This is a genomic window from Shewanella sp. MEBiC00475 (genome assembly GCF_005234075.1).
Lineage (GTDB): Bacteria > Pseudomonadota > Gammaproteobacteria > Enterobacterales > Shewanellaceae > Shewanella > Shewanella polaris.
Genome location: NZ_CP039928.1, coordinates 2,887,539 through 2,913,709, shown reverse-complemented (window position 1 = coordinate 2,913,709; position 26,171 = coordinate 2,887,539). Strand labels below are relative to the sequence as shown.

Genomic DNA, 26,171 nt, shown 5'->3' with positions numbered 1-26,171 from the left:
TCGCAATCTAATATACTGCATGCTAATTATTCTTTGCCTTATGTTATTTATTTTTATTGGCATTAAAACTCAACTAAAGTAACGCTAAGTCACCTTTGCTTTCTAACCAGCTCTTACGATCCGGAGCACGCTTTTTGGCTAGTAACATATCCATTAATGCCACAGTCTCATCTGCATCATCAATGGTTAATTGTACTAAGCGTCGTGTATTCGGATCCATGGTGGTTTCACGCAATTGCAAGGGGTTCATTTCACCCAGACCTTTAAAGCGAGTCACTTGCACTTTACCTTTCTTATTTTCTGCTGCTATACGATCTAAAATTCCGGATTTTTCGGCCTCATCCAAAGCATAAAAAACTTCTTTACCGACATCAATACGAAATAGTGGCGGCATAGCAATATAGATATGCCCATGATTCACCAATACGCGATAATGCTTTAAAAACAACGCACACAATAGTGTCGCAATATGTAGTCCATCAGAATCCGCATCGGCTAAAATACAAATTTTACCATAACGTAATTCTGAAATATCTTCACTGTCAGGATCGCAACCAATCGCAATCGAAATATTATGCACCTCTTGCGAGCCTAACACTTGTGAGGCATCTACTTCCCACGTATTTAAAATTTTGCCTCTTAATGGCATAATCGCTTGAAATTCTCGGTCTCGAGCTTGTTTGGCACTACCACCAGCAGAGTCACCTTCCACTAAAAATAATTCACCACGCATAGGGTCTTGGCCACTACAATCCGTTAACTTGCCTGGTAGTGCAGGGCCTGAGGTGACTTTTTTACGCGCGACTTTCTTGGCTGCTTTTAAGCGACGCAGTGCATTACCAATACACAGTTCTGCCAACTGCTCGGCTAATTCTGTATTGGAATTTAACCATAAAGAAAATGCATCTCGTGCAATGCCTGCCACAAATGCAGAACTTTGACGACTAGAGAGTTTTTCTTTGGTTTGCCCAGAAAATTGTGGGTCTTGCATTTTTATCGATAAGATAAACGCTGCACGATCCCAAATGTCATCGGGCGATAATTTAATTCCTCGAGGAACAAGATTACGGAATTCACAAAACTCACGCATAGACTCAAGTAAACCTTGTCTAAAGCCATTGACATGAGTACCACCTAATGGAGTTGGTATTAAGTTGACGTAGCTTTCACTTAAACTGTCACCACCTTCAGGTAACCAAGTAATCGCCCATTCAGCGGCTTCTAACTTGCCTTTAAAACTGCCAACAAACGGCTCTTCTGGTAATAAAACCGAGTCTTTTATGGCTTCTTTAAGGTAATCGGTTAAGCCACTTTCATAGAACCACTCATGTACTTCACCATTTTGCTTATTGGTAAATTTGATCCGCAAACCAGGACATAATACCGCTTTCGCCCGTAGGATATAAATTAACTTACTGACAGAAAAATTGGGTGAATCAAAATAACTGGTATCGGGCCAAAAATGCACTCGAGTCCCGGTATTACGACGTCCACATGTACCCGTAACAACCAACTCTTCAACTTTGAAGCCGTTTTCAAATGCCATGTCATACACTTGAGCATCTCGGCGAACCGTAATTTCTACTCGGGTGGATAAGGCGTTAACAACTGAAATACCTACGCCATGTAAACCACCTGAAAACTGGTAGTTTTCATTGGAAAACTTACCACCTGCATGCAGTTTAGTTAGAATAAGTTCAACTCCAGGAATGCCTTCTTCTGGATGAATATCCACAGGCATACCACGGCCATCGTCGGTCACTTCTAGGGAGTTGTCAGCATGGAGTACAACGTCAATTTTAGTCGCGTGCCCCGCCAATGCTTCATCAACACTATTATCAATGACTTCTTGCCCAAGATGGTTAGGTCTAGAAGTATCGGTATACATGCCTGGACGGCGTTTTACCGGGTCAAGTCCATTGAGGACCTCAATAGCATCAGAAGTATATTGGTTGGTCATAATCCACACATTTGGAGTTAAATAGAGCCAAAGTTAGCCCAAATTGATCGTTGTTTGTAACGGTATAAAGTTACAGCTGAATAAATTTACATATTTTGTCTAATTGTTGTTCATAGCCGACAAAACTGTGGTCGCCTTTCGGCTCTAAATGTAATTCACAGCTATGGTACTTATGTAGCGCTTGCCGATAATCTAACACTTCGTCACCAGTTTGCAACAGCACAAGAAAACGATCTGGATGTCGGATCACATGAGTATTAAACGTAGCGACATCATTTTGATGTATCGGCAACACCTGATAATGTTCGTTAGTATAAGGATTATATTGGGGTCCGATAAACTGTTCAAATAATTCGAACGGTTTTACCGCAGGATTCACCAAAACGGCTTTTCCACCATACATTTCAGCTAAATAACTCGCAAAATAACCGCCTAATGATGAACCGATAAAGCGTAATACCTGCCCTTGCTGTTTAGCTTGTTCAGTAATGTTGCACAATAATGTCATTGCTGCGATGGGTGAAGAAGGTAATTGTGGTTGGTAAAAATCGACTTGTGGATAATGTTGCTGAATATAGTGTGCGGTTTGAACGGCCTTGTCTGACCGCGGAGAGCTATTAAAACCATGTATATAAAGCAGCATATTCCCTCGCGAGACGATTAAGTAGCACTAAACGTCCCTTACAAAATAAGATGACGCGCTAAACTAGTATCCGCTGGCCTCATTATCAGGTGCAAATCGATTTCCTGGCACACGGTACACGTTAGTACGAATGCTACCATCGCATGCCAACTCCAGCAAACGATAACCGGGTTGAAGATTATCTAATGCAAAATACGATGAAGCTGGTTTGAACTGAATGCAGGTTGATGGCGTCGCCATTAATGGAATAGGACCATGCGCTCCAAAATGAACATTATCCACTTGTTGATGTACATGCCCCCAAAGAACTCCTTTCACTTGCGGATAGCGACTTGTTCGTTGCAAAAAGTCTTCACCATTCATCATGCAATGCTGATCTAACCAAGCACACTGCATTAATATAGGATTATGATGCATCACTAACAACACATGCTTATTCGGTTCATCCTTAATTGCAGCATCTATCAAGGCAAACTGTTGTTCGCCCATATAGCCGCCAGGCTTACCTCGAACAGTAGAATCAAGCATGAGTATCAACCAATTACCAATAATGACTCTTTGTTGGCCAAAGATCTGCTCACCTTGCATACGCAAGCTCATCAACCTTGGGTCATCATGATTACCGGGTAGATAGTGGCAAGGCAGATTTAACATCTCAATTTTTTCAACAAAGTGTTGATAGGACTCAGGGGAGTAATCTTGACTAATATCGCCAGTTGCCAACAAAATATTAGCGGGATATTGGGTTGCGATGAACGTATTCAGAACAGCTTGGAGACTTTGTGCCGTATTCACACCCAGTAATTGACCTTCAGGATCGGCAAAAAGATGCGGATCGGTCACTTGGACTAATCGCACGGGTTCATTTTCAGCAATAGAATAATGGACTGCTTCTTTAAGCACTAAAAATTCCTAACCTGGTATAAATAATAAAAAAGCTATGATTGGTAAGTCACACTCAGAGACCCAATCTTCAACAGCTCTTCAAGGAATGCATTCACCTGAAATTTTTCATCGCTATGATGCATATGTATATTCGGGTAATCATACACGGGCTTTAAACGATAAATCTGTTGGCTAGTTAACACTTCTGCTAATTGTGCATCATGATAGACACGGACAATTACTTTGGGAGATTTAAAAAAATGTCCATTTGGGATTGGACGTGATATTTCAACTAACTGAGTATACTTAGTATTTTCAATTAGATTAATTGACAACATTCCGAATTTGCCATTAATTTTCCAAGGTTCGTTAACATTGATTTGCTCGGGTAACCATTTTAAAATATGCGCATAATTTCGACCACAGACAGCTAAAAAATCACTGACATTAGGTTGGTATTTTTGCTTTTTATTTAGGATAAACTTTGCCACTCAATCATTCCTACCTTACTCATTATCACATTCAATAACTAAAGTGTGTCACGAATTTTTTGGTAATTTAGCATCAACCATTGGATGCCTAATACCGTCGCGGCATTATCGATACGACCATTATTAATCCATTCATAAGCTTGTTGCCTGCTCACTACATGTACACGAATATCTTCATTTTCATGTTCAAGACCATGTATTCCGCCGGCATTGGTTGTATCAACATGCCCCAAAAACAAGTAAAAACGCTCAGTTGTGCCACCAGGACTAGACAAGTAACTGTTTATATAGGTTAAATCCAATAAACTTAATCCAGTCTCTTCGGCTAATTCACGTTCAGCGACTTGTTCAGGTAATTCGCCGGGCGCTATCATACCTGCCACCAATTCAAGAAGCCAGATTGATTTAGTAGTTACTAATGCAGGAACCCTAATTTGTTCGATTAACACGACCTCATCACGAACCGGATCATAAGGCACCACCACCACGGCATTGCCTCTTTCAAAAACTTCGCGAGTCACCTCGCCACTCCAACCACCTTTAAACAATTTATGCTTAAAGGTGTATTCTTCTAACTGGAAAAAACCTTTATACAACACTTTCTTGGATATCAAACAGAAACCGGAGTCAGCATCAAAGGTTGTTATAGTGGGTTGCTCAGACATATTTATCCTTGTCGATTAAAACGTAAACAGTATACTCATTTTAGCAGTTCAAATTAGCATAATTAATAACGAAGTATTTGGCACTACACATGCAAAAGTCAGCTGAAAAAAATAAAATCTGTTACACTTCAAATTTGACTTGAAAATGAAAAAATCACTACTATTAAGTAAAATTATAAGTAATGTAATGAATAAGTAGTGTAACAAATGCAGTAAACACTTTAGTGGTTAACCATTAATGTCAGCAGTAATAATGCAGTAAGCCATTAGATATCGATATTGAATAACGATATCATCTTAAAATACTGGGCATACTCATTAAACAAGTAAGCTAACACTGATTGCCGCGTTAATATTGAAAAAATGATAATTCATTAATTTAACGAAGATCATGAACAAATTTATTAGTTAATCAACACCTCATTTTACCGAGGAATTGTCTAAAAGGGCAGCAAATGAAATTCAAAATTGGTTCATTATACGCAGCACTAGCATTTGCTATTGCAGCACCAGCATCGCAAGCTGATGATTTACTTCAAATTTATCAGCAAGCACTCACTAGCGACCCTATTGTTTTACAAGCTAAAGCACAACGTGATGCATTATATGAAAGCATTGAAGAAAACCGTGCGCCGTTACTGCCAACAATCAGTGCCAACGTAGGTTATGCAAAAGCATGGAATGACCCTTTAAATGACACCGACGGATATACTGGTGGTGTGGCCTTAAGCCAAGTTATTTATGATCATAGCGCATGGGTTGGTTTAGACCTTGCAGAAATGGCAGCATCACAAGCTGATTCTATTTATGCATCAACATTACAGTCGCTTATTACTCGTGTCACTACCGCGTATTTTAATGTATTAACGGCTAAAGATAACTACGAATTCCAAGGTGCTGAAAAAGCAGCAATTGAACGTCAGCTTGAACAAACTAAGCAACGGTTTGCTGTAGGTTTAACCGCTATTACTGATGTTCATGAAGCACAAGCTCAATATGACTTAGCCTCTGCAGTAGAAATTCTAGCACTAAATACCTTAGACAATAGCTATGAAGCGTTACGCGAAATTACCGGAATAGATCATAAGTCGATAAATATTCTTGATACTAACCGTTTTTCAGCAGGAAAGCCTTCACCGGCCTTATCATCTGATTGGTTAAAAATGGCCGAAGCCAATAGCATCGATTTAATGACACAGCGTATCGGAAAAGATATAGCCAACGAGACCATTAGTTTATACAAAGCTGGTCATATGCCTTCACTTAACTTTAGTGCGGGTTATAACAAAGGCCAAGACCAAACTCCGGGCCCTGACTATGACAATACCAACATTGGCGTAACCTTGAGCATTCCTATTTTTGAAGGTTTTGCTGTTACATCACAGGTTAAGCAGGCACAATTTGCGTATGTTGAAGCAAGCGAGAAGCTAGAACAAACTCATCGTAGTGTGACCAAAAATATACGTAACAACTTTAACAATGTTAATGCGTCTATCAGCTCAATCAAAGCCTATGAGCAGTCAGTTATTTCATCTGAAAGTGCGTTAAAAGCGACTCAAGCTGGATTTGAAGTGGGTACTCGTACTATTGTTGACGTATTAAACCGTACTCGTGATTTATACGATTCAAAGCGTCAACTATCTGAAGCCCGCTATGGCTATATCAATTCTATTTTAGCGCTGAAACAGGCGGCAGGTACGTTAAACGAAGATGATATCATCTCAATTAACAATGGATTAATTACTCAACAGTAATGATTCTTCGCCCACAAAAAAACCGCCATTTGGCGGTTTTTTCATTCACAATATGCGGTGTTAGAAAACTAATTCAACGCCAGCAAATGCACCTTTAAAACTTGTATTTTGTGATACATCAGAAAAGCTGCTCACATCAAAGTTAAACTCACGGTAACCAACACGGATAGAAGTATCAACAGCTAATCCATCAAACTGCCACCCTAAACCAGCACCATAGTCATATACGTTAGATTCATCTATGCCTAACAACACATCAGCAAAACCAAACAAACCTAAACCAACCATGCCAACTTGCGCACTGGCATAACCCATCACAACGCCGCTGTCGATATCCACTTCTTCAGGATGACCAGCATCATTAACACGTAATGAGCCGCTCATTAACTTGTATGCAGCGCCTAAATCAACTGACACTAAATCATTATCAAGAATTTCGTAGTACAACATAAAGTCTGTATTATTTAAGTCATTGGTAACTGATACATCGCCAGAAAAATAGTTACCATTAAAGGTAAAGTCAGCGTTACTAATGTCCGAACTCGATTCGAGCGAATTCTGACGAATTTTAACATTCGGTACAAACGGAAGTGGATGCTCAATAGCAAACCATATACTGCCTTGTGCTGAATCATCATCAAAACTGTGAGCAACACCGCTATCATCATTAAATGAATTTGTAGTGTCGGCCTGCCAATAATCAGCGCCGACTTTAAAACCTAATACAGTTGCCGCATGAGCCGATGACATACTTAAAAGGCCCACGACAGCTGTGGCAAGAAGAGTCTTTTTCATCATTATCCCTGTGAGAGTAAATTAGTTAAATCAATTACCGCGGCATTTGCACGCGAAATATAATTAGCCATCACCAACGAGTGATTAGCGACTAAACCAAAACCATTTCCATTAAGAACCAAAGGGCTCCAAACTGTTTGCTGAGTAGCTTCAAGTTCACGAATAATTTGACGTAAACTGACCTCAGCGTTTTTCTTTTCTAAAACGTCGGCAAAATCAATTTCAATTGCTCGCATAAAATTCAATAATGCCCAAGCAGAACCACGGCTTTCATAAAATACATCGTCAATTTTCCACCAGCCAGTTTTAATTTCATTACTTGATAAACCAGGTGTAGATTGACGCGCAGAGTTATCACCTGCTAAATCAGTATTTAATCGTTCTTGGCCCACACTGGCAGATAAATGTTGCGACATACTGCCTAAGCGTTTCTGAACTTCTTTCAACCATTCATTAAGATTATCTGCACGAGCATAAAACTGAGCATTATTGTTGTTAGCATCACTGATTTTAGCACGATAAAGTTTCAATAATTTAATCGCATCGCGATACTCACCTTCAGCACTTGGCACCAACCAACTAGTATGACCAATGTTTAGTTTAGAATGTGCAGCGAGTAAATCAGCATCAGCAGTCGACTGCGACTGTGAACGGCTAAACTCTTTACGCATCGTTAATGCTAAATCACGTACTTGCTCTAGTGCCCCAAACTCAAATGCAGGCATATTATCCATCATTACCGACGGAGGCATAATATCATTTGATAGCCAACCACCTGGTTTATCCAGCAAGGTTTCCATGGTGGTAATAAGTGACGTTGTGGTCGCATAACCCACAATGACGTTACCGTTATCGGCTTGCGACGATACCGGTTTAATGGGATCGGGTTCAATACTCCACCACACACTCACAAAGTAAAGTACTAAAAAAAGCACCCCAACCACGCTTAAAATTTTATTCCTTGTTATTTGCATCAATATTGCTCCTTAATGATGGTGATGATGCTCTGCATGTTCATCATGATCAGTACCGGCTTGTTTAAGCACCATAAGCTCAATCATAAGATGCTGACCATCTTCAAAAATTAATTCTAAAGGGACTTTATCATTAACAGCCAATGGTGCGGTTAACGACAATAACATCACATGATTGCCCGTAGGTTGAAGCGTTAACGAACCGTGAGACGGTATTATAAACCCTTCAACTTGACGCATTTTAACCATGCCATCTTCTTCAACAATGGTATGTAACTGCGCTACTTTTGCCGCACTTGTCTTCACTTCAACTAACTTAACATCGCTGTTGTTATGATTTTCTAACGTAAAATAAGCGGCAGTATTAGGCACACTCGCAGGCATAGCTCTAACATGTCCATCAACCAAAACAACATTAGCACTGGCCGCGAATGATATTGATGATAACACTAAAAAGTTAAACAGATGTTTGAATATTGCTTTCAATGTCTTAAACTCCATGTAATGTCACTCGCATTCACTTAAGGAAGCTACGAATGAGTTATATTCAGGTAAGAGATGATCAAGGCGTGCGTATCATCAGTTTTAATCGTCCAGAAAAGCGCAATGCCTTTAATCTAGAAATGTATCAGCAATTCACAGAATACCTGATCCAAGGTGAAGCCGACAATGATATTCGTGCCTTTATGTTTCACGGTACCGAAAACTGCTTTAGCTCTGGCAATGATATCGTCGATTTTCTACAAAGTGGTGCGTTAGATGATAATCATCCAACCGTTAAATTCTTGTTTTGTTTATTAGATCTTAAAAAGCCTGTAGTGGCTGCAGTAACCGGAGCCGCGGTGGGAATAGGGACAACATTGCTGTTGCACTGTGACTTAGTATACGCCGACAATAGGGCAAAATTCCAAATGCCTTTTGTGAATTTAGCTCTGGTACCAGAAGCCGCTTCAAGCATATTGTTACCATTAATCGTGGGTCAACAAAAAGCGGCTGAACTTATTTTACTTGGCGAAGCCTTTGATGCAGAGATGGCTGAAAAATTAACCATTATTAACCGCGTGGTTGCCCAAGACGAGCTCATTAGCTTCAGTCTAGCGCAAGCAAAAAAATTGGCAGCTCTACCACCGTTATCTATGCAAGCATCAAAACGGCTTTTACGTCATAACCTAGCAGAAGTTAAAGCTCAGATGAAATTAGAAATAGTTGAATTTTCTAAACGCTTACAAAGTGATGAAGCAAAACAACGCTTCCAAGCTTTCTTAAAAAAATAGTGACATACATCAATGTAACCTGTCTACGGGGTAATCAATGTTCCCCCGCTTATCCATTACTGGGCAAGCCTTAAAATCGAGATGTTTTTTGGCTCATCACCACGGCAATCACAAAGTATGCAAGTAAACTAATACTTGGATTGGTTAGCACTAGCCCAACCGTTACCACACGAGTCCAAAGTAATGACCAACCGTATTGTTTCGCTAATTTAGCCGATACGCCACACACGATTCGAGTTTCATCTTGTAATCTATTGATTAAACAGTTCATATTACCCTCTAATATTTAATAAAATTTATTCTAAAAAAAAGCAATGATTTAAGATTAAGCTTGGTCATTAATGCTTGGCCATAACAGCCAGCTGACTAACATCGCACACAATCCAAAACTGATAACTGGCAATAACAATAACGACATTAATGGCAGCACCAAGCCTATATTCATCGCCCAATCCATTACTTATTCTCAGCAGCTACTGTGGTACTTATTTGTGGTTGTTCAAAGCTAGCAAACTCTAGTGCCGAATTAATTTCAAAAACTTGTTCAGCTATTTGGGTTTGCAACGACAGCATTAACTCTTGCTTCACATTTGAAATCATCTCTTGGCTCGCTTGCGTCATATTCTGCTCTAGTGCAGCGACCGTATTAGAGATTGAAATTTCATCTGCTTGTGCCGAAACACTGGCGGTAACCAATAATGCAGCTGCAATTGATAATTGAACACTACGGCAAATCACGTTGGTTGAAGTTAATGTAGACATAATGGCATCCTTTCTTGTGTTGGTTATTGGCAACTAAACACCCGTCTAGTTGATTACACAATAGGTATTACAAGCTACGTGCCAACTTTAACAATCAACTATAACCATATAATTAACATGATAAATTTATTAATTTTAGTTTATATAATTGAACTTATTAGTCGAGCAAAAAACCAACAGATAGTAAAATTCACCATATCATTGGTGAAAATGACCAGCCGTTTTTGTTATCTATGATAGAAATGACAAAAAATAGAAATATACAGTGAAATATCACCGAGCTTGGGGAGGATGATTGAATGAATATCATATTCACTCATTACATAAGCGAATACTTAAATAGCGACTATTTAACCCGTTAAGTATTTTCAAAGAGAGTAATGCAGGGCATAAACTCAAAAAACGCCAAATAAAAAGCACTTATTATTAAGTGCTTTTATATGGTATCTGAGTGTTCAACACAGCGAGGCTTAACTGTAGATCTGCCGCTATCGAGATATATTAAGATAGCGACTTAATGGCATTCATCATTGGCCAGTGCTTCTGCATCGACAAACTCAGCGGCTTTTAGTACAACCCTAATATCAGCATTGGGTTTATGGGCATTTTCACTTAAATGACGACGCCAACCACGCGAACCCGGTAATCCTTGGAATAAACCAATCATATGGCGGGTAATGTGATTTAAACGACCACCTTGGGCTAAATGAGCTTCAATATATGGCAACATTTGTTCAATCACTTGCTGACGAGTGATCACCACTGTATCGAGTCCACACAACTGTTGATCAACTTGTGCCAACATATATGGGTTTTGGTAAGCTTCACGCCCCACCATCACCCCATCTAGCTGGGCTAAATGCAACTTAGATTCTTCAAGGGTTTTAATGCCACCGTTAATGCTAATATTCAAGTGCAGATAATCACGCTTTAACTGATAAACTCGATCATAATCTAGCGGCGGAATTTCACGATTCTCTTTCGGACTTAACCCTTGTAACCAAGCTTTACGCGCATGAATAGTAAATGCACTACAACCTTGAGCGCTCACGGTTTCAATAAAATCAGTTAAAAATAGATAACTGTCTTGCTCGTCAATTCCAATACGGGTTTTAACTGTAATGGGAATATCAGTGACCTGTTTCATCGCATCAACACATTGCGCCACAAGCGCAGGCTCAGCCATTAAACATGCACCAAAACGACCATTTTGCACTCTATCAGATGGACACCCGACATTGAGGTTCACTTCATCATAACCACGTTCAGCAGCCAACTTGGCACACGCCGCTAAATCAACAACATTAGAGCCTCCCAACTGTAACGCCACTGGATGCTCTTGTTCGTTATAAGCTAAATAGTCACCCTTACCTTGCAATATGGCGCCCGTTGTCACCATCTCGGTATACAGCAATGCCTTACTCGACATTAAGCGAGCAAAGTAACGATAATGACGGTCGGTCCAATCCAGCATGGGCGCTATGGAAAAGGTGCGATCTACCGTATCTATTGGTGTAGCTAGCTTTGGTTCGGTTTTAGCTGAATTCATCACTCTCACATTTTGAGTTATTTTTACACATTTTAAGACGTTTTTAGTTGCATGGGGAACCAATAGGGAACCATAATGCATTGGACAAATGGAAATGGGGAACCCGAGATTATGGCGTCTTATAGCATTCAAAAACGAGACAAAGCTGATGGTACAAGTAAGTACCGTTGCTTAATCCGCGTAAAGAAAAAAGGCAAAATATTATACACGGAGCAAAGAACTTTTACCAAAAAGTTAACTGCTGATACTTGGGGAAAAGAAAGAGTTGTTGAAATTGAAAAAAACGGATTTGGAGATCAAGAGTCTGATATTCCAACGTTAGGCGAGGTAATAATCAAAGCCTTAAACGACCCCAATATTGACAATATAATTGGCCGATCTAAACGGTTTTGTCTAAAGCTACTTTGCGACTGTGAAATTTCAAAGTTGTTAATAAACAAAATTAAACCACAGAACATTATAGAACACTGCCAAAGTAGAAAAGCATCAGGAACTGGTCCATCAACCATTTCGATTGATGTTAGCGTTATTCGATGGGTTCTCAGAATAGCTAAATCTAATTTTGGCTATGATGTGTCACAAGCAGCAATAATAGAAGCTTACGATGCTCTCTACACCCAAGGCCTGATAGCTAAGTCAGCTCGTCGTTCGCGTAGGCCAACGACAATTGAGATTGAAAAATTAAAAGTAGGATTGCAGGAACGAAGCAATAAACGCACAGCGCATATTCCTTATGTCGATTTGCTCGATTTCTCTATTTTAAGTTGCATGCGAGTTGGTGAGGTATGCCGTATAAGATGGGATGATGTTGATGAAACACAAAAAGCAGTGATTGTTCGTGACCGAAAGGATCCGCGCAAAAAGGCTGGTAATCACATGCTGGTGCCACTATTAGGTGGGGCGTGGGAATTATTACAGAAACAACCACGTAAGGACGATAGGGTATTTCCCTATAATGAAAGGTCTGTGTCTGCTGGATTTCAGCGGGTTAGAACTAAATTAGGTATTGAAGATTTGCATTATCATGACCTACGTCGTGAAGGTGCTAGCAGGCTATTTGAAAAAGGTTACAACATTGATGAAGTGGCACAAGTAACTGGTCATAGAAACATTAATACTCTATGGCAGGTATACACAGAACTATTCCCCAAACGACTGCATGATAAAGACAAATAGAATTACCCCTTAATGTAGTATTGAAATTAATTTCACTTAACAAAGCTTGTAAATTGCAGAATTTGTATATACGATTTGTATATACAAACTAATCAGGCATCTGTATAGTTCGCGGCCTATAACTACACAAGGAGAGTGTTCTTGGAAATATCCATATCAAGGAAGGTTAAAGACAAGCTACGCGATAGACATCAAGTAGCAGATAATGAAATATTTGAATGCTTTTTTAATAGAACACACGTTTTTTTGATAGACACAAGGGAAGAGCATTTGACTGACCCGGTGACTAAATGGTTTATCTCAAGTACAGACTTAGGTAGGCAATTAAAAGTATGTTTTATCGAGAAAAACGGTGTCATTGAAATAAAAACGGCTTACGAGCCAACTGCAAGTAAGGCTGCCGATTTATACTATAAACTTGCTAAGCAATGTTAATTTCTGTTTAAAGTTACAATTACATACTCTTATTTAAATAATTTAATCAGATAATAGCAATAGAAATAGGAATGAAATTATGAATGAAATGACTCCTAAAATAGAAGGTTCTACAGAGAATTGGGAAAATGAGCTTCTTGGTAATGACGAGCAATTTGCAGCGATTGCAGAGGACGTAACCTCTGAGTCGGTTGATGATATGCTTGCCTTGCAAATGATATCTATCAGATTACAAAAATCGATGATTCAAGATTTAAAGGACATCGCAAAAGCCAATAAGCTTGGAGGTTATCAACCTCTAATAAGACGAATATTGGAAAGATTTGTTGAAGCCGAAATGAAATCGATTGCCAGAGAAGCAATGGCAAATGACCATGGAATTGAAGTTTCATATGAGAAAGAACGTGCGATTGCATGATAAAAATCCCAAGTAAAAAAAGCCCTTAATTAAGGGCTTTTTATTTATCTAACTTTACTTCCGCTATATCTACTGAAACTTATAACTCATTAATCTTACTTCTAATTGATATTTAGTTTTCTATAAACAACTTCAAATTTTCTGCGTTGTTCACTTCTGTATTCAACGCATTCAACCATGTGTTCGTCGCTGGTGTAGGTTTCACAGTCTGGGCGAGGCTTATAAATTTTTAGCCAGGCTTCCTGTTTGAGTTTGTCATCTTCTGCTTTTTTGATAGCCCGTTGCTTTCTGTTTTGTTCAGCAATGATTTGTTGCTTACGCTGCTCAATTTTTTCTTGTTTTGATAGTTGAACATTACGAAGCTGGATAGCCTGTTTGGCTTTGACTTCCATCAATGCTTCTTGAATTTGCATCTTAGCTTCATGTTCAAAGTATGCCGTAAATGCTAAAAAACCCAATCCCATGACCGCATACGCCAAGAGGATACCTAGCGCGATTTGTATAATTAATTTCATCGTTAATACTGCTGTTTAAACATACACCATTGGTTTAACTCTTCATCAAACCACATACTTAACCCTTCGACTTCTGCTTGTGTCATTGCATCAACATCGATTTTCAAATCAAAATCTGTGAGATCATCAACACATTCAGTTTGTAAGCTGTAAAACACTACAGTAATAACATAGGACATTGGAATAGCTAAAATAAAACAAATTAATAGTCGTTTTGGCCCAACGTTGAATTTTTTCAAGTAATTAGTTAACCCATTCATTCATGATGTCCTTATTCATTTGGGCTGTTGGGCTGTTGGGCTGTCAACGCTGACCAAAAAAATTTGATGGGCGGTGGCAACGTATCGACTTAGATACTACGCCTTCAAGGGTAAACATTTCGTTGCTAGTGATCGCTACAGGTTCGTTATCTTTGTTTGCTGAAAGTAACAACCTATTATTTAAGTCTAGTATCTTACAAACGAATTCACCATTGAAGCAAGCCACGATCACGTCAAGGTTTTTAACCGTTAAATGCCTATCAACAACCAATATGTCACCATCGAAAATACCGACGCCTTGCATAGAGTCGCCTTTAGCTTGAACAATGAAGGTGGCACTTGGATGTTCAATCAATATTTCATCAAGGTTCAACGATTGTTGTAAGTACTCAGCTGCAGGGCTTTCAAAACCTGTGATACCTGCACTGGCATAGATTGGGATAAATTTCATGCTGACAACCACTGTTTAAACATACAGTTATTTTAATCGTCATATCGATAAAAGCAATCTTTAATGCGCAGACTAATTGTAGACTGATTTTAGGTTTTAAGAATAGAATGGGGAGTGCTTAGGTAGCCTATTGATGAATAAGGAAGTTTGATGAGTAATGGAAATAAAAATGATGATTGGCTAAAAGGGATGAAGTCGTTGCTGATTATAACATCTATTATTTCTCTTGGTTTAATCGGCTTTTATGCCTTTTACACAAGAGGCATAATCTCAAGTAAACAAAGTGATTGGGCAGCTTTTGGGTCGTTCTTATCTGGAGTATTTTCTTTCTTTGGGGCTATTGGCACAGTCGGAGTTATGATATTAGCAATCAAACAATTTAAGGTTCAACAAGCCCAAATAGATGACCAGAATAAAAGGCAAGATGATTTCGAGTCAAGACAACAGAAAAAATGGGATAAAGAAAATGAAATGCTTAACTTTCAAAAGTTTTTACTACATAAAACTGAGTTTAAAAAACTAATTAAAGACATTGAGTCATCTGATGATTTCCCATTTGAAATAAAAAACATAGACAAATTGTATGCTTTAATGTTTGCTAAGAATTCATTTGAAGAAACGAGTTATGCATATCAGCCTCAAGATGAACTAGATTTTTTTGATATGTGTAAACACCGTTTAGATGAAGCAATTAGATTTAACTACCGGCCTATGGATAATACTCCACAAGCAGCATTTAGAGAAATAAAAAAGTTTAGAGACTATCTGTTTTGTGAGGGAAAAAATAGGCAGTGTGTAGGTGATATTTTGATAGACAATCGTAGCTCAGGAATCAATGTATTTGAACAAGATAAAACCTTTAAACAACTACTTTCTCTAATTCAGAGGCTTCAAGACTTTTGTGGCAATACTTTGCCTATTCAACCTACTTACCCTGGCCATAAGACTTCAAATAATCTTGAAAACTATGCTCTATCTTCACAGTGCGAATTCAGTTCTGCATTTAAACCATTCCAAGGATTAAAAGAGCTAATAGAATTGCAACGTGAAGCAAAAAATCACTTCACTGATGGGTTTAATATCAATGTGTCTCAACTAGAAAACAAAGATTATATAGAAAAAATTATTGAAGATTTTCAACATGGGATAACTGTTTTTAATTCTGATGAAGGAAATCCTAATGAACTAGAGTGGAAACTTAAGGCCTTCAAAGCTAAAGTTTCTAACGCCTATAAAATTCCAGTAACGTGGCATACCTAAACCTCTATCTCTACAAACGCCAAATCAGGTGCAGTCCCTAGCACTCTGCCGTCTTGAACGTAGATGTGATCGCCAATACTACCAGAACCGATGACTCGTTGAGTATGGTTGCTGGCAGTGCTGGCGGTGACGGTGCCATCGGTGTTTACCGCGTTAATAGTCATGATGGTACGCGGGGCGCTTAAGCTTTGTTGTAACTGCTTTAACATTACGACTCCTTATGCTGGTTTTGATACAACAGCTTATGCAACGTGGCGAACGACGGTGATGGTTTGCTCTACATCGATGTCGCCAGTGTCGCTAACCGATGCACTGATCGTCACCGAATCGCAAGTACCTTTGAACACATCTACACCTTCACGAATACCAATCAACATACCAGGTGTTGCAGGTGGCAAGTCAGCCATGATGGGTAAACTCATATTGATATTAAGCTTGTTGCCCGTGTCGGCCAGTGCGTTGGTACCGGCTGTTCGGGCTGCTTGGTTATCAACAATCAATTGGGCGCTGATGTCATCGGCGGCAATATTGCCTGCGGTACCAGCACGTTTTACTTTTGCACTAATGCCCTGCTGCTCACCCCGAAGCCAAACCACATTGCACTCGGTACCGATTTCTTTTGACTCACTGTAACTGGTGATCACAGCATCGTGCACTGTTAAGTCTGGTGTTACACCATCCATTAACCACGGCACTGTTGGCCAACGTGGGACCACGGTTAATGCTTTAGTTTCATCATTAGATAACAGCATACAACCCAATTGGGCAACGGCTTCTTGCACTGCATCGATGGGTGATTTATTGCCAACACTGAACGCACCTGCAGGTACGTTAAAATCAACGATGCCATTAAGCGCAATTGTCCAACCTGTGAATTGCAGCATGTCAGTGAGTAACCCGGCAAAACTGCGTGATGTTGCATTGGTATAACTGATCGGCAATACATACGGCGTGGCCAGTTCGGCGCTGCGGCTGCGGCCGGTTCCTCGGTATGTTTCATTGCCAAACACTTTACTTACACTGGTTTGTTCAACCAAGATAAAGAACTCATAGCCGTTAATGCCGACTTTAAGAAGTTGGTTTTCAGCACGGCTGGCATCGATGCGGCTTGAAAAATCGATACTCACCGAACTGGCCCACTGGCCACGGCTGCGGCTGATACTGATATTACTGATCACAATCGGTACGTCATCAGATACACGCACACACGTAATGGTTGGCTGCATTAAATAATACCTGCGCAGTTGAGGTTCAATGGGGGTTTCAAAATCAAGGCTGGGTAAACTTGGGTTGGCGTCAACTAAACCACCACCGTCGTCAAAGTAGCAATAGTTTGCTGACGCGGTAAAACGCAGCTGTAATGGGTTGGTTGAATTGGCCCAAGGTTCGCTAAATCGAATAATCACTTTGCCAGTAGGTGGTCGATATCGGGTTGAACAAATCCAACTGGCGGTATGTGGTCCCCAAGCAACGCTTGGTTGTATTAGTCTGACATTGCCATAGCGGTAAGCCGTGGTGATATCGTTAACTAATGCTGCACCATCACACCAATTGATATTGGCTTGGAACGTATTCAGCCTTGGTGCTACTTGCCAATCGACAGACATAACCGCGTTGTGTTGATTAGGTACCAACCACAACAATGTGTTGTATTGCTCAACACTAGGCGCAACAAACCATTGCCAGTTTATGGTTAACTCAGTTAACGCATTGCCAGCATAATGCACTACTGTTATGCGTTGAGTTAGTGGTTTATTTTGCCACTTGAATATTACATAGTTGTCTGTTGCTGGATTTGATAACACACCCAACTGAACTTGATTACCAAGTTGCTTGCTGGCATTCATAAGTTGATAGTCATTGACCACAATTAAGAGAGGTTGCCAGGTGATACCCAAATCAATACCCAAAGACGGCGGCCGAATCGGTGGCTCTGGTGCCACCTCAGCTTCGAACCGAATCGTTATTGGTGATGTACGATTGACTATAGGTTTATCAAAACGGATTATTACACCAATAAAAACAGGCTTATTAAATGTAATAATAGTTGGGGATACTGAATTATCCCAAGGCGTAGAAAACCTTAACTCCAACATTATATCGATCTTAAATTAATTGATTCGCAAGAAATCCCATCCATAATGGCAGCATTAAATTCATTATCATTATCAAAAATAACCACGGCTACTGTATCTGTAGTTGAGTAAGATGCAGGTAACATGATGGATAGAGTATTACTGTAGATTAAATCACTTTTGAAAATAACATTAAGTGAGGTTTTATCTATAACTGCCATAAATTCAGCATCTTGGTCACAATTAACATCTAATTTTGAGCGATATAAAGGTGTTATTTTATCAAGAAGATCAACGTATATATTTGATTTGGTAAAATCGAAACTCATATTACCATTCCTCTAAATTAATAAAACTATTACACCCACCACCGCCACAACGTAGCATCATGTGCTGCTGACCATTTATAGTCACCTCTGGGTATGGATAATCATCATTGCCATTTCTACCGAAATAACGATTGATAATACCCGGAACAATACCCCGCATAACTGGTGATATTTCTGATAATTTCCAAGGGGAGCCAACCCTATCAGAACCTGCCGAATGTACTGATTTAGCAAACAATCTGATAATTAGCGGTGAATAAACATCCATAGTTGGAGACGTTGTCGCTTCCTCTGTTACTGATGATATGGATATTGAATTATCTATCATTATCGTGTAACTATTAGGGTTATTTATGTTGTCAGCATCATAAATTTGTAAGCAATCTACCTGTGATTGTGAGTAAGTTAAATTACCAAAATAATTAGGCCATGCTTGTGATGTTTTTCCTGTTGTTGTACTCGATAAAGCGGTTAGTCTATCGGAAAATAATATGAACCGACCAGCATCTGATGATACTAATGGAGTATAATCACCTGCAAAAAAACCGCTCTCATTAAATTGAACCCAACCACCCATTTTACTGGTAGCTTTACCAACAAGAAGTATGAAAGCGTGCTCTGTTCCAATTAATGTCCAAACTGTAGTTGATGGTGGTGGTGTCATAGTATTCATGTAACCAAGACCATCTAATGAGTCTAAGCTGATAAATGACTTAGCACTTTGTAACCATAAAGAATTATTGTTTGCATCTGTGCCATTGTAAGACTTCACGATAAAGCAGTTACCTGATGCACCTTTACTAACATCATTCTTAAACGCAATACGATTTAATGAGTCATCTCGATCAAGTAATAACCAACCTAAGCTAGCTTTACTACCATAACCATCGACTAGACATTTTTGTAATACATTCAATATTTCGCTTGGTTTTCCTGATGCAACTTGTGGAGAACCTACGTCTGTAGATTTGTAAACTGTTACTGGTAATCCCATGATTTTTCCCTCACGCGAAAGCGGTACCGACATTGCTGCCAGCACTCATTCGAAAAATAGTTTTTAATTAAAAAGTCATTAAGCTTCGTTACCGCGAAACGCTAATACAGCGCGGTCGGTGTTGATTTGGCTGTGGCCCGCTTGCACTGTGCGAATTGGCATAACGGGTTTTGCGCTGGCAACTGTGGCAAAGCGAATCGCTTCGCCCGGGTTCCACCCTCCACCGAACGCACCGGAGCGAATCACAAAGTAAGGTTGATTGGTTAGCGAGTTAATCGGGGCAAAGTCGTTTACCGTGTCGCCTGTGGCAATTTGGCCAATACGCTTACCGACACAACGGAACCCTGTGGTAGAGATAAACACCAAGGCCCAATCTTCATTCACTGCTGCAGCGTTAGTGACTTCAATTGGGTAATCAACTGTGTTTAACGTACCTTGGGCTGCCTCACCGTCTAGGTCCCAATTGTTAGCCCAGCTGGTCATGTCGCGCACTTTGCCGACTCGCGCTTGTAAGTCACCGAGTATTTGCACACTGGCCACACTTGAACCTATTGGATATTCACGCGACAACGCCGCAGAAATAGTGACGGTATTGGTGTTCACTGCCGTGACTAACGCTAACTCGCTAATGGTGTCACTTAAAATAAACGGCGCAGTAAAGCCGCTAAAGTCACTGTTTAAGGTAACGGTACCGGCGGCATTATCAACTGTAAAATGGTCACTGGTTGCGGTCCACAAGCTGGCACCATTTGCATCGGTAATATCAACAAAGTTACTGCCCGTGCGAATAGTAATCACCGAACCATTGCTTGGGCTAACGACGTTTTGATAGTCAGTGTGCGACACGGCAATTGTGCCCCAAGCACGGTAAATATCGACTATGCCTGCATTGGGGATCCGCAGTGGGTTTAGGCCATAAATATCAGCAGGCGGTAGATTGCGCACTTGCTCTGTAATGTCATACCGTAAAGTGCTTAACTTAACGTCTTGAGTAAACGACAACTGCACCAGGTTATTAACAATACTGCCGCTAATGCCTGTGCCTGTTACCGTGCCGTTACTGTCGCAGCTGGCGCTGATTAACACATCGCCCACGGTAAACACTTGCACGTAAAAGGTATCTAACAATGCATCGCTTGCATTCAATACGAACGTAGCCACATTGGCAGATTCTGGCGCAATGACTAAGCCAACATACTCAAGATTAGATATACCATTCTCAAGCGTTATGCTGCCTGTTTGATAGTCCACAATGGCTGCACGTATTTCTTCTCGAACAACAAGCGACCCAACACTCGAAACAACTGTGATGTATAAAGCACCATCACGTTCAACAAATTGATACTTGCTGCTTTGATAATAAACAGTACCTGTTAACGTATTTGGTACCAATTCGCGATCGACAGGAAACTCATCAACATTGTCATAGTTTTGATAGGACACCCCAGAAATATATTGCAACGACACAGGAGTATTAAGATCAGGCTTGCGCGATAAGGTCACACTTACTGTGTCACTACTTACAACCACAATGGCATCGTCACTGCCATATTGAATGCCGCCCGATGTGTAACTGGTGATTGGGGTGTAATCTATTGCCGTGTTATCGCCTTGCAACACATCGACCAGCGCGAACTGATAGCTTTGCGCCGTTGTCGCATTTTGCGTAACCGTTTTACGCACTATGTCACCGTCGCTAATGGCCTGCCCCGTTTTAACTTGCTCGCTCAACACCACTGGCAACAAGTTTTGTTGTACTGCGGCAACGGCTAGATTCTTGTTGCTACTCGCGGCAGTTAACTTACTCACGCCGTGAAACGTTAACGGGCTGGCTTCGTTGGTTAATCGCAGTTTAGTGCAGTTAGATGTTGAATTAATCGTAACGTTATATTCAGGTGTCGCAAAATCGATTGGTGGGTCAAATACAATATTGCCTTCACTGTTACCTGGTGCATTAGTATCGGTCACCATGCAGTAATGTATCTTGCGCGGCCAGTCGGCATCTTCAACGCCTGGGTACTCAACAGCAATCGCAATCACTTGGCCAACACGCAAACTGGTAGTTTTGCGATATTCTTTGCCGTCAAAGATGTATGTTGACTGTAAATACTCGCGGCTAAAGCTGTTTTGATTAGGTAAGAAGCCTGGTGCGCCTTGACGGATTAATGATCCTGCAGTCACCGACGACTCTAATATTTCTTTCATTTCGACCATGCGGTCTTCGTCATCGAATGCATCGGCCTCAACCAATAACATAGACACGAGCGGGTCGGTGGGTGGCTGACTAATAAACACATGAGCATCAAGCAAGGTGCCTGTGTCTGCGGTGTCTAACGCTGGATAGCATTTAACAATATCGAGTGATGATTGCGCGTGGTCGATATCAGAAATAGCAGTAAACAACTCATTCAACTTGCCGGACTCGACGGCGTTACGGGTGCGCTGTCCACCTGCATCGTCACTGGTACCCAACAGTTCGGGTTTAAATATCTTTAAATTATTACGGGTAATGCTCATGGGCCACCTGTGTTTATCAATAAGCGAGAAAGAGTTACAGCGTTAAAAATCGTAATACCACGTTCGTCAGTAACGGATAACCGCCCAATAGGTCGTCAACATCATCACCCGTGATCACACTGGTCTGGGTGTTATCCCACATCACATTAATGTCACTGCCGTCATGGTTTATCGTAAATTCGGTGAGTGTATTTGCTGCGTGGGCTTGCAGTTGTTCAAACTCACTGCGGAGCATCCAACCGTTTTTACTGCCAAGCTCTAACGTAATGCCTGCGGGTATGACTGTTTGTTGAATATGCGGGGCACCGTTAAGGGCCCGTTTCATATTGGCCGATACTCGCTGGGTGTTATTGCGGTTAAGCCAGTGCAATGGCTCGGTCAACACAATGGTGTCGATAGTGGTGTTATACATAGCGCCTCCTACTCTTTAATGTGCCTAACGTTGCCAAGCCAAACTAACCACCTACCGATTGCAGGCGCTTAATTTCAGCCACCAATTCATTCACAATGCTGCGCTTGGCTTGCGCATCAAATGTGCTGTTACCCACTTGCAGCTGCAATACCACAGTGTCGCTGCTGGTTGCGGCGGCAGTTGGGGTCGTGCTTGACTGGGTTTGAGTGGTCACATTGGTTTGCACCGAACTGGCTGCAGTGGTTTGTTGTTTAGCGGTTGCAGCATCGCTAATGGCTTGCTTTTCGCTAGCGTCTTGCTGGGCTTTTATTTCGGCGGTGCGGTAAGCGTAAACTTTGTTTAGCGTTTTTTCGGCTTCTTTCAATTGAGTGATTAACGACTTGTCGCCTGTTGTTTCTGCGGCGGCTAACTGGGCTTTAATATCTGCAAGCTCTTGCTGATAGCGGCGCTTTTCGATTTCGTCTTGACGACCTAAGTAGCCGTCTAGTTCATCTTGCAAGGTATCAAGTGTTGATTGAGCACTGTCGCGCAACGAGTCCATGCTTGATTTAGCTGAATCAATAGCGCTGCGCAGCACACCCAAGTCTTGATCATTCATCAAGTTCATTGAGTTAGCCGCACGTTCGGCGCTATTGATTAAACCAAGGTTGCCACTTTCGGCAGCATTGAGTGCATCAACCATTTTTAACAGTTCGATGCGCTGACCATAATAGGCTACTTGCGCTTGCTTACCTGCAATTTCGGCGTTACGGGCAAAATTACTAATGCCGGTAAAATCGATTGACTTAGCTTGCACATCGAGCAGATCACCAATCTCACCACGTAGATTTTTGTAAACCTGAATGGTTTTTTCTAGCTCACTGCTTGAGTCGGTTAACTGTCGTTGGCCATAAAGTATCGACTTAAAGTAAGCCACTGCACCGGTGCTTAGTTCAGCAACTTCAGCTGTAACACTTTTCAAATAATCGGTAAAAAACTGAGCCACACTTGCAAGTGCAGATCCTGCTTGCTGCGAACTTTTAACAACCACTCCCATGGTATTTTCCATGGTAGTGCCAATGCCTTCGTTCGCGTTTTTAACTTGTTTATCTGTCTCTTCGCTGTCATTGCCTAAGCCAACTTGCACATCTCTCAAACGACGATATTGTTCTATTAGTGAATCAATATTATCAGCTAACCCAAGGTTGGCCGCTTGTTGGCGAATGCTGGCCTCAACTTGCTTATCACCGGCAACGGCGGCTTTTATCGATGCTTCAGCGTATTTTAAAAATGCCTGGTTAAGTTCATTGGTAGATGCAACACCATCAGCAGCACCTTGTTTAACTTCTTCATACGTCGCTTTGGCTGCTGCGGCCTGTTCGCGTAATACCGTGACAGTGGTAATGCCAGCTTTAGACATTGCCAGCTCAAACTCTTTGATTTTGGCAGTTTGTTCGTCGGTAGCATCACCTTGGTTTTGCTGTGCATCTACCACTTTTTCAGCGGCATCAGTCTGCACTTTAGCGCTTTTAGTCGCTGCCTCGCCTGCAGCTTTATAAGCAGTAGTAGTGGATTTTTCGACTCCATCAGACATTTGTTGCCAAGCTGCATCAATATCTTTGCTGTCTTGCTCAATTTGCTGTTTGTAACCTTCAGCAATCGCTTTAACTGCGCCAGACGCCTGCCGAATTGAGGCTGCTAATTCATCACCACCTAGTTTTTCAATCATAAATGCATAAGCATCAATGACAGTTGCGAACGATGACGTAGCAACCAATGCAATCGCAGATAACCCTGCGGTAATACTGTTCCAAACAAGTTTAAGTGAACCGCTTATGAAGTTTAACGCCCGAGCAAAGGCGGCAATATTCTCAAGTGTTGCGGTAATGCTGGCGCCACCATCGCGGATCATGGTGGTAAAAAAGTCGCTAATGTCTTGCGCGGCCTGTTTGATTTGGCCGTTTTTATTCAGTTCATCAAACTTATCATTTAACGATTGAATAAAATCAACCGCTACCTGGTACGCACCAGAATCAGCAATAATGGTTTTAAACTCGGTCCATTTGTTGGACATCAAGTTAACTTGACCACTTAAGCGTTCAAGGCTTTTAGATGCTTGGCCATTGGCTTGCTTGCCCATTTCGGTAAACAGCTGCTGCATAACATCGCGGCCAAGCTGCCCCGCTTCACTCATCTTTTGCAATTGAACTGCATTTTTACCGGTGACTTGTTCGAGTAAGTCCCAAACAGGTATACCCCGTTCAACTAATTGCAGTATTTCTTCACCCTGCAGTTTTTGTTTAGCCCATGCTTGGCCAACACCAAGAATAATACCCTCAAGCTTTTCTTGGCTGCCACCTAACTTAGCGTTGTAATCGACCATGGCTTGTAAGCTGCCATTCATTGGGTCGATGCCGAATGTTTTTAACGATGCAAAGGCTTGTTTAGCCGAATCTAAACGGGTGCCGGTATTGTTAGCAAAATCTTTAATCCATTGGGTTGCCTGCTCACCACTGGCAATACTGCCCATCATGGCAGTCATTTGCGCACTGAACGCCGCAGCGTCATCGCCGGCTGTCAGTACCGACTTTAGGCTTTCCCACAGTTTATCAACACCAATATAGGCACCGGCCATTGCAACCAGTGACGCAGTCGCGCTTTTGATGCTTCCACCAAAATCACTGGCATCTTTTTTAGACTCGACCAGTAATTTATTGTGCTTAGCAAGCTTGGTGTTAACGCCACCTAATGCGGTCTCGGCTGCGGCTTGCTGTTGCTTTAAGTCTTTACTGGCATCTGCAAGGTTGTCCATGCTGATACCGGCATTTTTTAAGCTGGCGGTATTTTTATCGAGTTCGGTTTTGTTTTTGTTTAGGCCAGTGGCCAGTTTATTTAATTCACTGCGGGCGGTTTTTACATTTAAGGTGTATTCCGCTTTGGTGCGACTGGCTGCATCTGTTGCGGTAGTCGCTTGGAGCAGTTCGCGACGCTGGGCATCTAATGCTGTGGCTAATTCTTTAGCACTGTTTTTAGCGCTGGTTTGCTCGTTGGTTAATTGTTGTAAATCAGTAGTGGCTTTATTGAGTGCCGCGGCTTGCTCTTTACTGGCCGTGGCACCTTGTTGCTGCTCGGTACTGAGTTTTTCAACTTCAACACGGGCTTGTTGTAATTCGGTTTCGTATTTAACTAATGCAGCTTGGGCTTGGTTATATTCCTGTTCTAATTCGTTGGTAGTGCCCTGCGCTTGGTTTTGCGCAGCTTCAAGTTGCTTTAATTCTTTGGCTGCTGCTTTTTGTTGCGCGACTAACTTATCAAGCGCAATAGAATTATCCTTGTACGCCTTTTCACCCTTGGCAATTGATGCGGTTAGATCATCAATCGAGTTGGCTGCGGCTTGTAAATCTTCTAGCTCTTTTAAGCGCGCATTTAAAATTTCGCTTTCTGCCGCTAATTCGGCCACAGCCTTTTCTGACTTCTTGGCTTCGCTCGAAAATAAATCTTTTCCCTGAATGATCAGGTTAATGACTTGGTCTTTAAAACTCATACATCACCAAATTAACGTTACAAAACAAAATAAAAAACCCACATCAATTAATTA

General features: G+C 41.1%; 27 protein-coding genes. 6 read left to right on the top strand and 21 right to left on the bottom strand.

Annotation, left to right across the window (positions count from 1 at the left end; genetic code table 11):
• Window positions 1-73: 73 nt before the first annotated feature.
• The 5 genes from parE to nudF form a co-directional block, all read right to left on the bottom strand.
• A complete protein-coding gene (parE, locus tag FCN25_RS13005; protein ID WP_137225437.1) occupies window positions 74-1,960 on the bottom strand; it encodes a DNA topoisomerase IV subunit B in 1,887 nt (628 codons plus the stop codon).
• A 70-nt stretch (window positions 1,961-2,030) separates the two neighbouring features.
• A complete protein-coding gene (locus FCN25_RS13000) occupies window positions 2,031-2,603 on the bottom strand; it encodes a YqiA/YcfP family alpha/beta fold hydrolase (RefSeq protein ID WP_137225435.1) in 573 nt (190 codons plus the stop codon).
• A gap of 63 nt (window positions 2,604-2,666) precedes the next feature.
• Window positions 2,667-3,506 carry a 3',5'-cyclic-AMP phosphodiesterase gene (gene cpdA / locus FCN25_RS12995; protein ID WP_137225433.1) on the bottom strand — a complete coding sequence of 280 codons (840 nt, stop codon included), beginning with the start codon at window positions 3,504-3,506 and terminating at the stop codon, window positions 2,667-2,669.
• 35 nt (window positions 3,507-3,541) lie between these two features.
• Window positions 3,542-3,979, bottom strand: a complete 438-nt coding sequence (locus FCN25_RS12990; RefSeq protein ID WP_137225431.1) for a DUF1249 domain-containing protein — start codon at window positions 3,977-3,979, stop codon at window positions 3,542-3,544.
• A gap of 38 nt (window positions 3,980-4,017) precedes the next feature.
• Window positions 4,018-4,644: an ADP-ribose diphosphatase gene (gene nudF / locus FCN25_RS12985; RefSeq protein WP_137225429.1), complete on the bottom strand. Its 627-nt coding sequence runs from the start codon at window positions 4,642-4,644 to the stop codon at window positions 4,018-4,020.
• Between the two features lie 455 nt (window positions 4,645-5,099).
• Here nudF and tolC point away from each other — a divergent pair, with 455 nt between their 5' ends.
• On the top strand, window positions 5,100-6,398 hold the full coding sequence (gene tolC / locus FCN25_RS12980; protein ID WP_137225427.1) for an outer membrane channel protein TolC: 1,299 nt from the start codon (window positions 5,100-5,102) through the stop codon (window positions 6,396-6,398).
• Window positions 6,399-6,458: 60 nt separating this feature from the next.
• Here tolC and FCN25_RS12975 read toward each other — a convergent pair whose 3' ends face one another.
• From FCN25_RS12975 to FCN25_RS12965, 3 genes are read right to left on the bottom strand one after another with little or no spacing between them, the layout of a single operon-like run.
• Complete coding sequence (locus tag FCN25_RS12975) at window positions 6,459-7,193, bottom strand: TIGR04219 family outer membrane beta-barrel protein (protein WP_137227406.1); 735 nt, start codon at window positions 7,191-7,193, stop codon at window positions 6,459-6,461.
• A 2-nt stretch (window positions 7,194-7,195) separates the two neighbouring features.
• Window positions 7,196-8,167: a DUF2333 family protein gene (locus FCN25_RS12970; protein WP_137225425.1), complete on the bottom strand. Its 972-nt coding sequence runs from the start codon at window positions 8,165-8,167 to the stop codon at window positions 7,196-7,198.
• Between the two features lie 12 nt (window positions 8,168-8,179).
• Window positions 8,180-8,668 carry a copper chaperone PCu(A)C gene (locus FCN25_RS12965; protein WP_137225423.1) on the bottom strand — a complete coding sequence of 163 codons (489 nt, stop codon included), beginning with the start codon at window positions 8,666-8,668 and terminating at the stop codon, window positions 8,180-8,182.
• 35 nt (window positions 8,669-8,703) lie between these two features.
• Between FCN25_RS12965 and FCN25_RS12960 the strand changes: the two genes are divergently transcribed.
• Window positions 8,704-9,441 carry an enoyl-CoA hydratase-related protein gene (locus tag FCN25_RS12960; protein ID WP_137225421.1) on the top strand — a complete coding sequence of 246 codons (738 nt, stop codon included), beginning with the start codon at window positions 8,704-8,706 and terminating at the stop codon, window positions 9,439-9,441.
• A gap of 70 nt (window positions 9,442-9,511) precedes the next feature.
• Here the strand turns inward: FCN25_RS12960 and FCN25_RS12955 are convergent, their stop codons facing one another.
• The 3 genes from FCN25_RS12955 to dusA all read right to left on the bottom strand — a co-directional run bounded on the left by FCN25_RS12955 (window position 9,512) and on the right by dusA (window position 11,752).
• Window positions 9,512-9,712, bottom strand: coding sequence for a PspC domain-containing protein (locus FCN25_RS12955; protein WP_137225419.1), 201 nt, complete (start codon window positions 9,710-9,712; stop codon window positions 9,512-9,514).
• A 185-nt stretch (window positions 9,713-9,897) separates the two neighbouring features.
• The gene (locus FCN25_RS12950; protein WP_137225417.1) at window positions 9,898-10,203 is read right to left on the bottom strand and encodes a hypothetical protein; all 306 of its coding nucleotides are present in this window, start codon (window positions 10,201-10,203) and stop codon (window positions 9,898-9,900) included.
• 514 nt (window positions 10,204-10,717) lie between these two features.
• Window positions 10,718-11,752, bottom strand: coding sequence for a tRNA dihydrouridine(20/20a) synthase DusA (gene dusA, locus FCN25_RS12945; RefSeq protein ID WP_137225415.1), 1,035 nt, complete (start codon window positions 11,750-11,752; stop codon window positions 10,718-10,720).
• Window positions 11,753-11,863: 111 nt separating this feature from the next.
• Here dusA and FCN25_RS12940 point away from each other — a divergent pair, with 111 nt between their 5' ends.
• The 3 genes from FCN25_RS12940 to FCN25_RS12930 all read left to right on the top strand — a co-directional run bounded on the left by FCN25_RS12940 (window position 11,864) and on the right by FCN25_RS12930 (window position 13,781).
• Entirely contained in the window at window positions 11,864-12,928 is a 1,065-nt protein-coding gene (locus FCN25_RS12940) for a site-specific integrase (RefSeq protein ID WP_137225413.1), read from the top strand.
• A 141-nt stretch (window positions 12,929-13,069) separates the two neighbouring features.
• Entirely contained in the window at window positions 13,070-13,363 is a 294-nt protein-coding gene (locus FCN25_RS12935; protein ID WP_137225411.1) for a DUF4258 domain-containing protein, read from the top strand.
• Between the two features lie 79 nt (window positions 13,364-13,442).
• Entirely contained in the window at window positions 13,443-13,781 is a 339-nt protein-coding gene (locus FCN25_RS12930; protein ID WP_217495311.1) for a hypothetical protein, read from the top strand.
• A gap of 101 nt (window positions 13,782-13,882) precedes the next feature.
• On the opposite strand, the gene FCN25_RS12925 is transcribed toward FCN25_RS12930, so the two are convergent.
• From FCN25_RS12925 to umuD, 3 genes are read right to left on the bottom strand one after another with little or no spacing between them, the layout of a single operon-like run.
• Window positions 13,883-14,296, bottom strand: a complete 414-nt coding sequence (locus FCN25_RS12925; RefSeq protein ID WP_137225409.1) for a hypothetical protein — start codon at window positions 14,294-14,296, stop codon at window positions 13,883-13,885.
• Between the two features lie 2 nt (window positions 14,297-14,298).
• On the bottom strand, window positions 14,299-14,556 hold the full coding sequence (locus tag FCN25_RS12920) for a hypothetical protein (RefSeq protein WP_137225407.1): 258 nt from the start codon (window positions 14,554-14,556) through the stop codon (window positions 14,299-14,301).
• Window positions 14,557-14,599: 43 nt separating this feature from the next.
• Window positions 14,600-15,007 carry a translesion error-prone DNA polymerase V autoproteolytic subunit gene (umuD, locus tag FCN25_RS12915; RefSeq protein WP_137225405.1) on the bottom strand — a complete coding sequence of 136 codons (408 nt, stop codon included), beginning with the start codon at window positions 15,005-15,007 and terminating at the stop codon, window positions 14,600-14,602.
• Window positions 15,008-15,157: 150 nt separating this feature from the next.
• On the opposite strand from umuD, the gene FCN25_RS12910 reads away from it, so the two are divergent.
• A complete protein-coding gene (locus FCN25_RS12910) occupies window positions 15,158-16,267 on the top strand; it encodes a hypothetical protein (RefSeq protein ID WP_137225403.1) in 1,110 nt (369 codons plus the stop codon).
• On the opposite strand, the gene FCN25_RS12905 is transcribed toward FCN25_RS12910, so the two are convergent.
• The 7 genes from FCN25_RS12905 to FCN25_RS12875 form a co-directional block, all read right to left on the bottom strand.
• Entirely contained in the window at window positions 16,264-16,476 is a 213-nt protein-coding gene (locus FCN25_RS12905) for a hypothetical protein (protein WP_137225401.1), read from the bottom strand. The two genes, FCN25_RS12910 and FCN25_RS12905, sit on opposite strands and share 4 nt — an antisense overlap.
• 33 nt (window positions 16,477-16,509) lie before the next feature.
• Window positions 16,510-18,363, bottom strand: coding sequence for a hypothetical protein (locus FCN25_RS12900; RefSeq protein ID WP_254693642.1), 1,854 nt, complete (start codon window positions 18,361-18,363; stop codon window positions 16,510-16,512).
• Window positions 18,363-18,671, bottom strand: coding sequence for a hypothetical protein (locus FCN25_RS12895; RefSeq protein ID WP_137225399.1), 309 nt, complete (start codon window positions 18,669-18,671; stop codon window positions 18,363-18,365). The genes FCN25_RS12900 and FCN25_RS12895 overlap by 1 nt, the downstream gene beginning before the upstream one ends.
• Before the next feature lies 1 nt (window position 18,672).
• Window positions 18,673-19,665, bottom strand: coding sequence for a hypothetical protein (locus FCN25_RS12890; RefSeq protein ID WP_137225397.1), 993 nt, complete (start codon window positions 19,663-19,665; stop codon window positions 18,673-18,675).
• Window positions 19,666-19,743: 78 nt separating this feature from the next.
• Window positions 19,744-22,182 (bottom strand): hypothetical protein, encoded by a 2,439-nt coding sequence (locus tag FCN25_RS12885; RefSeq protein WP_137225395.1) that lies wholly within the window; start codon window positions 22,180-22,182, stop codon window positions 19,744-19,746.
• A gap of 34 nt (window positions 22,183-22,216) precedes the next feature.
• On the bottom strand, window positions 22,217-22,594 hold the full coding sequence (locus tag FCN25_RS12880; protein WP_137225393.1) for a hypothetical protein: 378 nt from the start codon (window positions 22,592-22,594) through the stop codon (window positions 22,217-22,219).
• 43 nt (window positions 22,595-22,637) lie between these two features.
• Window positions 22,638-26,117, bottom strand: coding sequence for a tape measure protein (locus FCN25_RS12875; protein WP_137225391.1), 3,480 nt, complete (start codon window positions 26,115-26,117; stop codon window positions 22,638-22,640).
• Between the last annotated feature and the right edge of the window lie 54 nt (window positions 26,118-26,171).

Excerpts from the sequence above, each read along its gene's own strand:
- parE (WP_137225437.1), bottom strand. The coding sequence starts at position 1,960 with ATGACCAACCAATATACTTCTGATGCTATTGAGGTCCTCAATGGACTT.
- FCN25_RS13000 (WP_137225435.1), bottom strand. The coding sequence starts at position 2,603 with ATGCTGCTTTATATACATGGTTTTAATAGCTCTCCGCGGTCAGACAAG.
- nudF (WP_137225429.1), bottom strand. The coding sequence starts at position 4,644 with ATGTCTGAGCAACCCACTATAACAACCTTTGATGCTGACTCCGGTTTC.
- tolC (WP_137225427.1), top strand. The coding sequence starts at position 5,100 with ATGAAATTCAAAATTGGTTCATTATACGCAGCACTAGCATTTGCTATT.
- FCN25_RS12975 (WP_137227406.1), bottom strand. The coding sequence starts at position 7,193 with ATGAAAAAGACTCTTCTTGCCACAGCTGTCGTGGGCCTTTTAAGTATG.
- FCN25_RS12970 (WP_137225425.1), bottom strand. The coding sequence starts at position 8,167 with ATGCAAATAACAAGGAATAAAATTTTAAGCGTGGTTGGGGTGCTTTTT.
- FCN25_RS12965 (WP_137225423.1), bottom strand. The coding sequence starts at position 8,668 with ATGGAGTTTAAGACATTGAAAGCAATATTCAAACATCTGTTTAACTTT.
- FCN25_RS12960 (WP_137225421.1), top strand. The coding sequence starts at position 8,704 with ATGAGTTATATTCAGGTAAGAGATGATCAAGGCGTGCGTATCATCAGT.
- FCN25_RS12955 (WP_137225419.1), bottom strand. The coding sequence starts at position 9,712 with ATGAACTGTTTAATCAATAGATTACAAGATGAAACTCGAATCGTGTGT.
- FCN25_RS12950 (WP_137225417.1), bottom strand. The coding sequence starts at position 10,203 with ATGTCTACATTAACTTCAACCAACGTGATTTGCCGTAGTGTTCAATTA.
- dusA (WP_137225415.1), bottom strand. The coding sequence starts at position 11,752 with ATGAATTCAGCTAAAACCGAACCAAAGCTAGCTACACCAATAGATACG.
- FCN25_RS12940 (WP_137225413.1), top strand. The coding sequence starts at position 11,864 with ATGGCGTCTTATAGCATTCAAAAACGAGACAAAGCTGATGGTACAAGT.
- FCN25_RS12930 (WP_217495311.1), top strand. The coding sequence starts at position 13,443 with ATGAATGAAATGACTCCTAAAATAGAAGGTTCTACAGAGAATTGGGAA.
- FCN25_RS12925 (WP_137225409.1), bottom strand. The coding sequence starts at position 14,296 with ATGAAATTAATTATACAAATCGCGCTAGGTATCCTCTTGGCGTATGCG.
- FCN25_RS12920 (WP_137225407.1), bottom strand. The coding sequence starts at position 14,556 with ATGAATGGGTTAACTAATTACTTGAAAAAATTCAACGTTGGGCCAAAA.
- umuD (WP_137225405.1), bottom strand. The coding sequence starts at position 15,007 with ATGAAATTTATCCCAATCTATGCCAGTGCAGGTATCACAGGTTTTGAA.
- FCN25_RS12910 (WP_137225403.1), top strand. The coding sequence starts at position 15,158 with ATGAGTAATGGAAATAAAAATGATGATTGGCTAAAAGGGATGAAGTCG.
- FCN25_RS12905 (WP_137225401.1), bottom strand. The coding sequence starts at position 16,476 with ATGTTAAAGCAGTTACAACAAAGCTTAAGCGCCCCGCGTACCATCATG.
- FCN25_RS12900 (WP_254693642.1), bottom strand. The coding sequence starts at position 18,363 with ATGTTGGAGTTAAGGTTTTCTACGCCTTGGGATAATTCAGTATCCCCA.
- FCN25_RS12895 (WP_137225399.1), bottom strand. The coding sequence starts at position 18,671 with ATGAGTTTCGATTTTACCAAATCAAATATATACGTTGATCTTCTTGAT.
- FCN25_RS12890 (WP_137225397.1), bottom strand. The coding sequence starts at position 19,665 with ATGGGATTACCAGTAACAGTTTACAAATCTACAGACGTAGGTTCTCCA.
- FCN25_RS12885 (WP_137225395.1), bottom strand. The coding sequence starts at position 22,182 with ATGAGCATTACCCGTAATAATTTAAAGATATTTAAACCCGAACTGTTG.
- FCN25_RS12880 (WP_137225393.1), bottom strand. The coding sequence starts at position 22,594 with ATGTATAACACCACTATCGACACCATTGTGTTGACCGAGCCATTGCAC.
- FCN25_RS12875 (WP_137225391.1), bottom strand. The coding sequence starts at position 26,117 with ATGAGTTTTAAAGACCAAGTCATTAACCTGATCATTCAGGGAAAAGAT.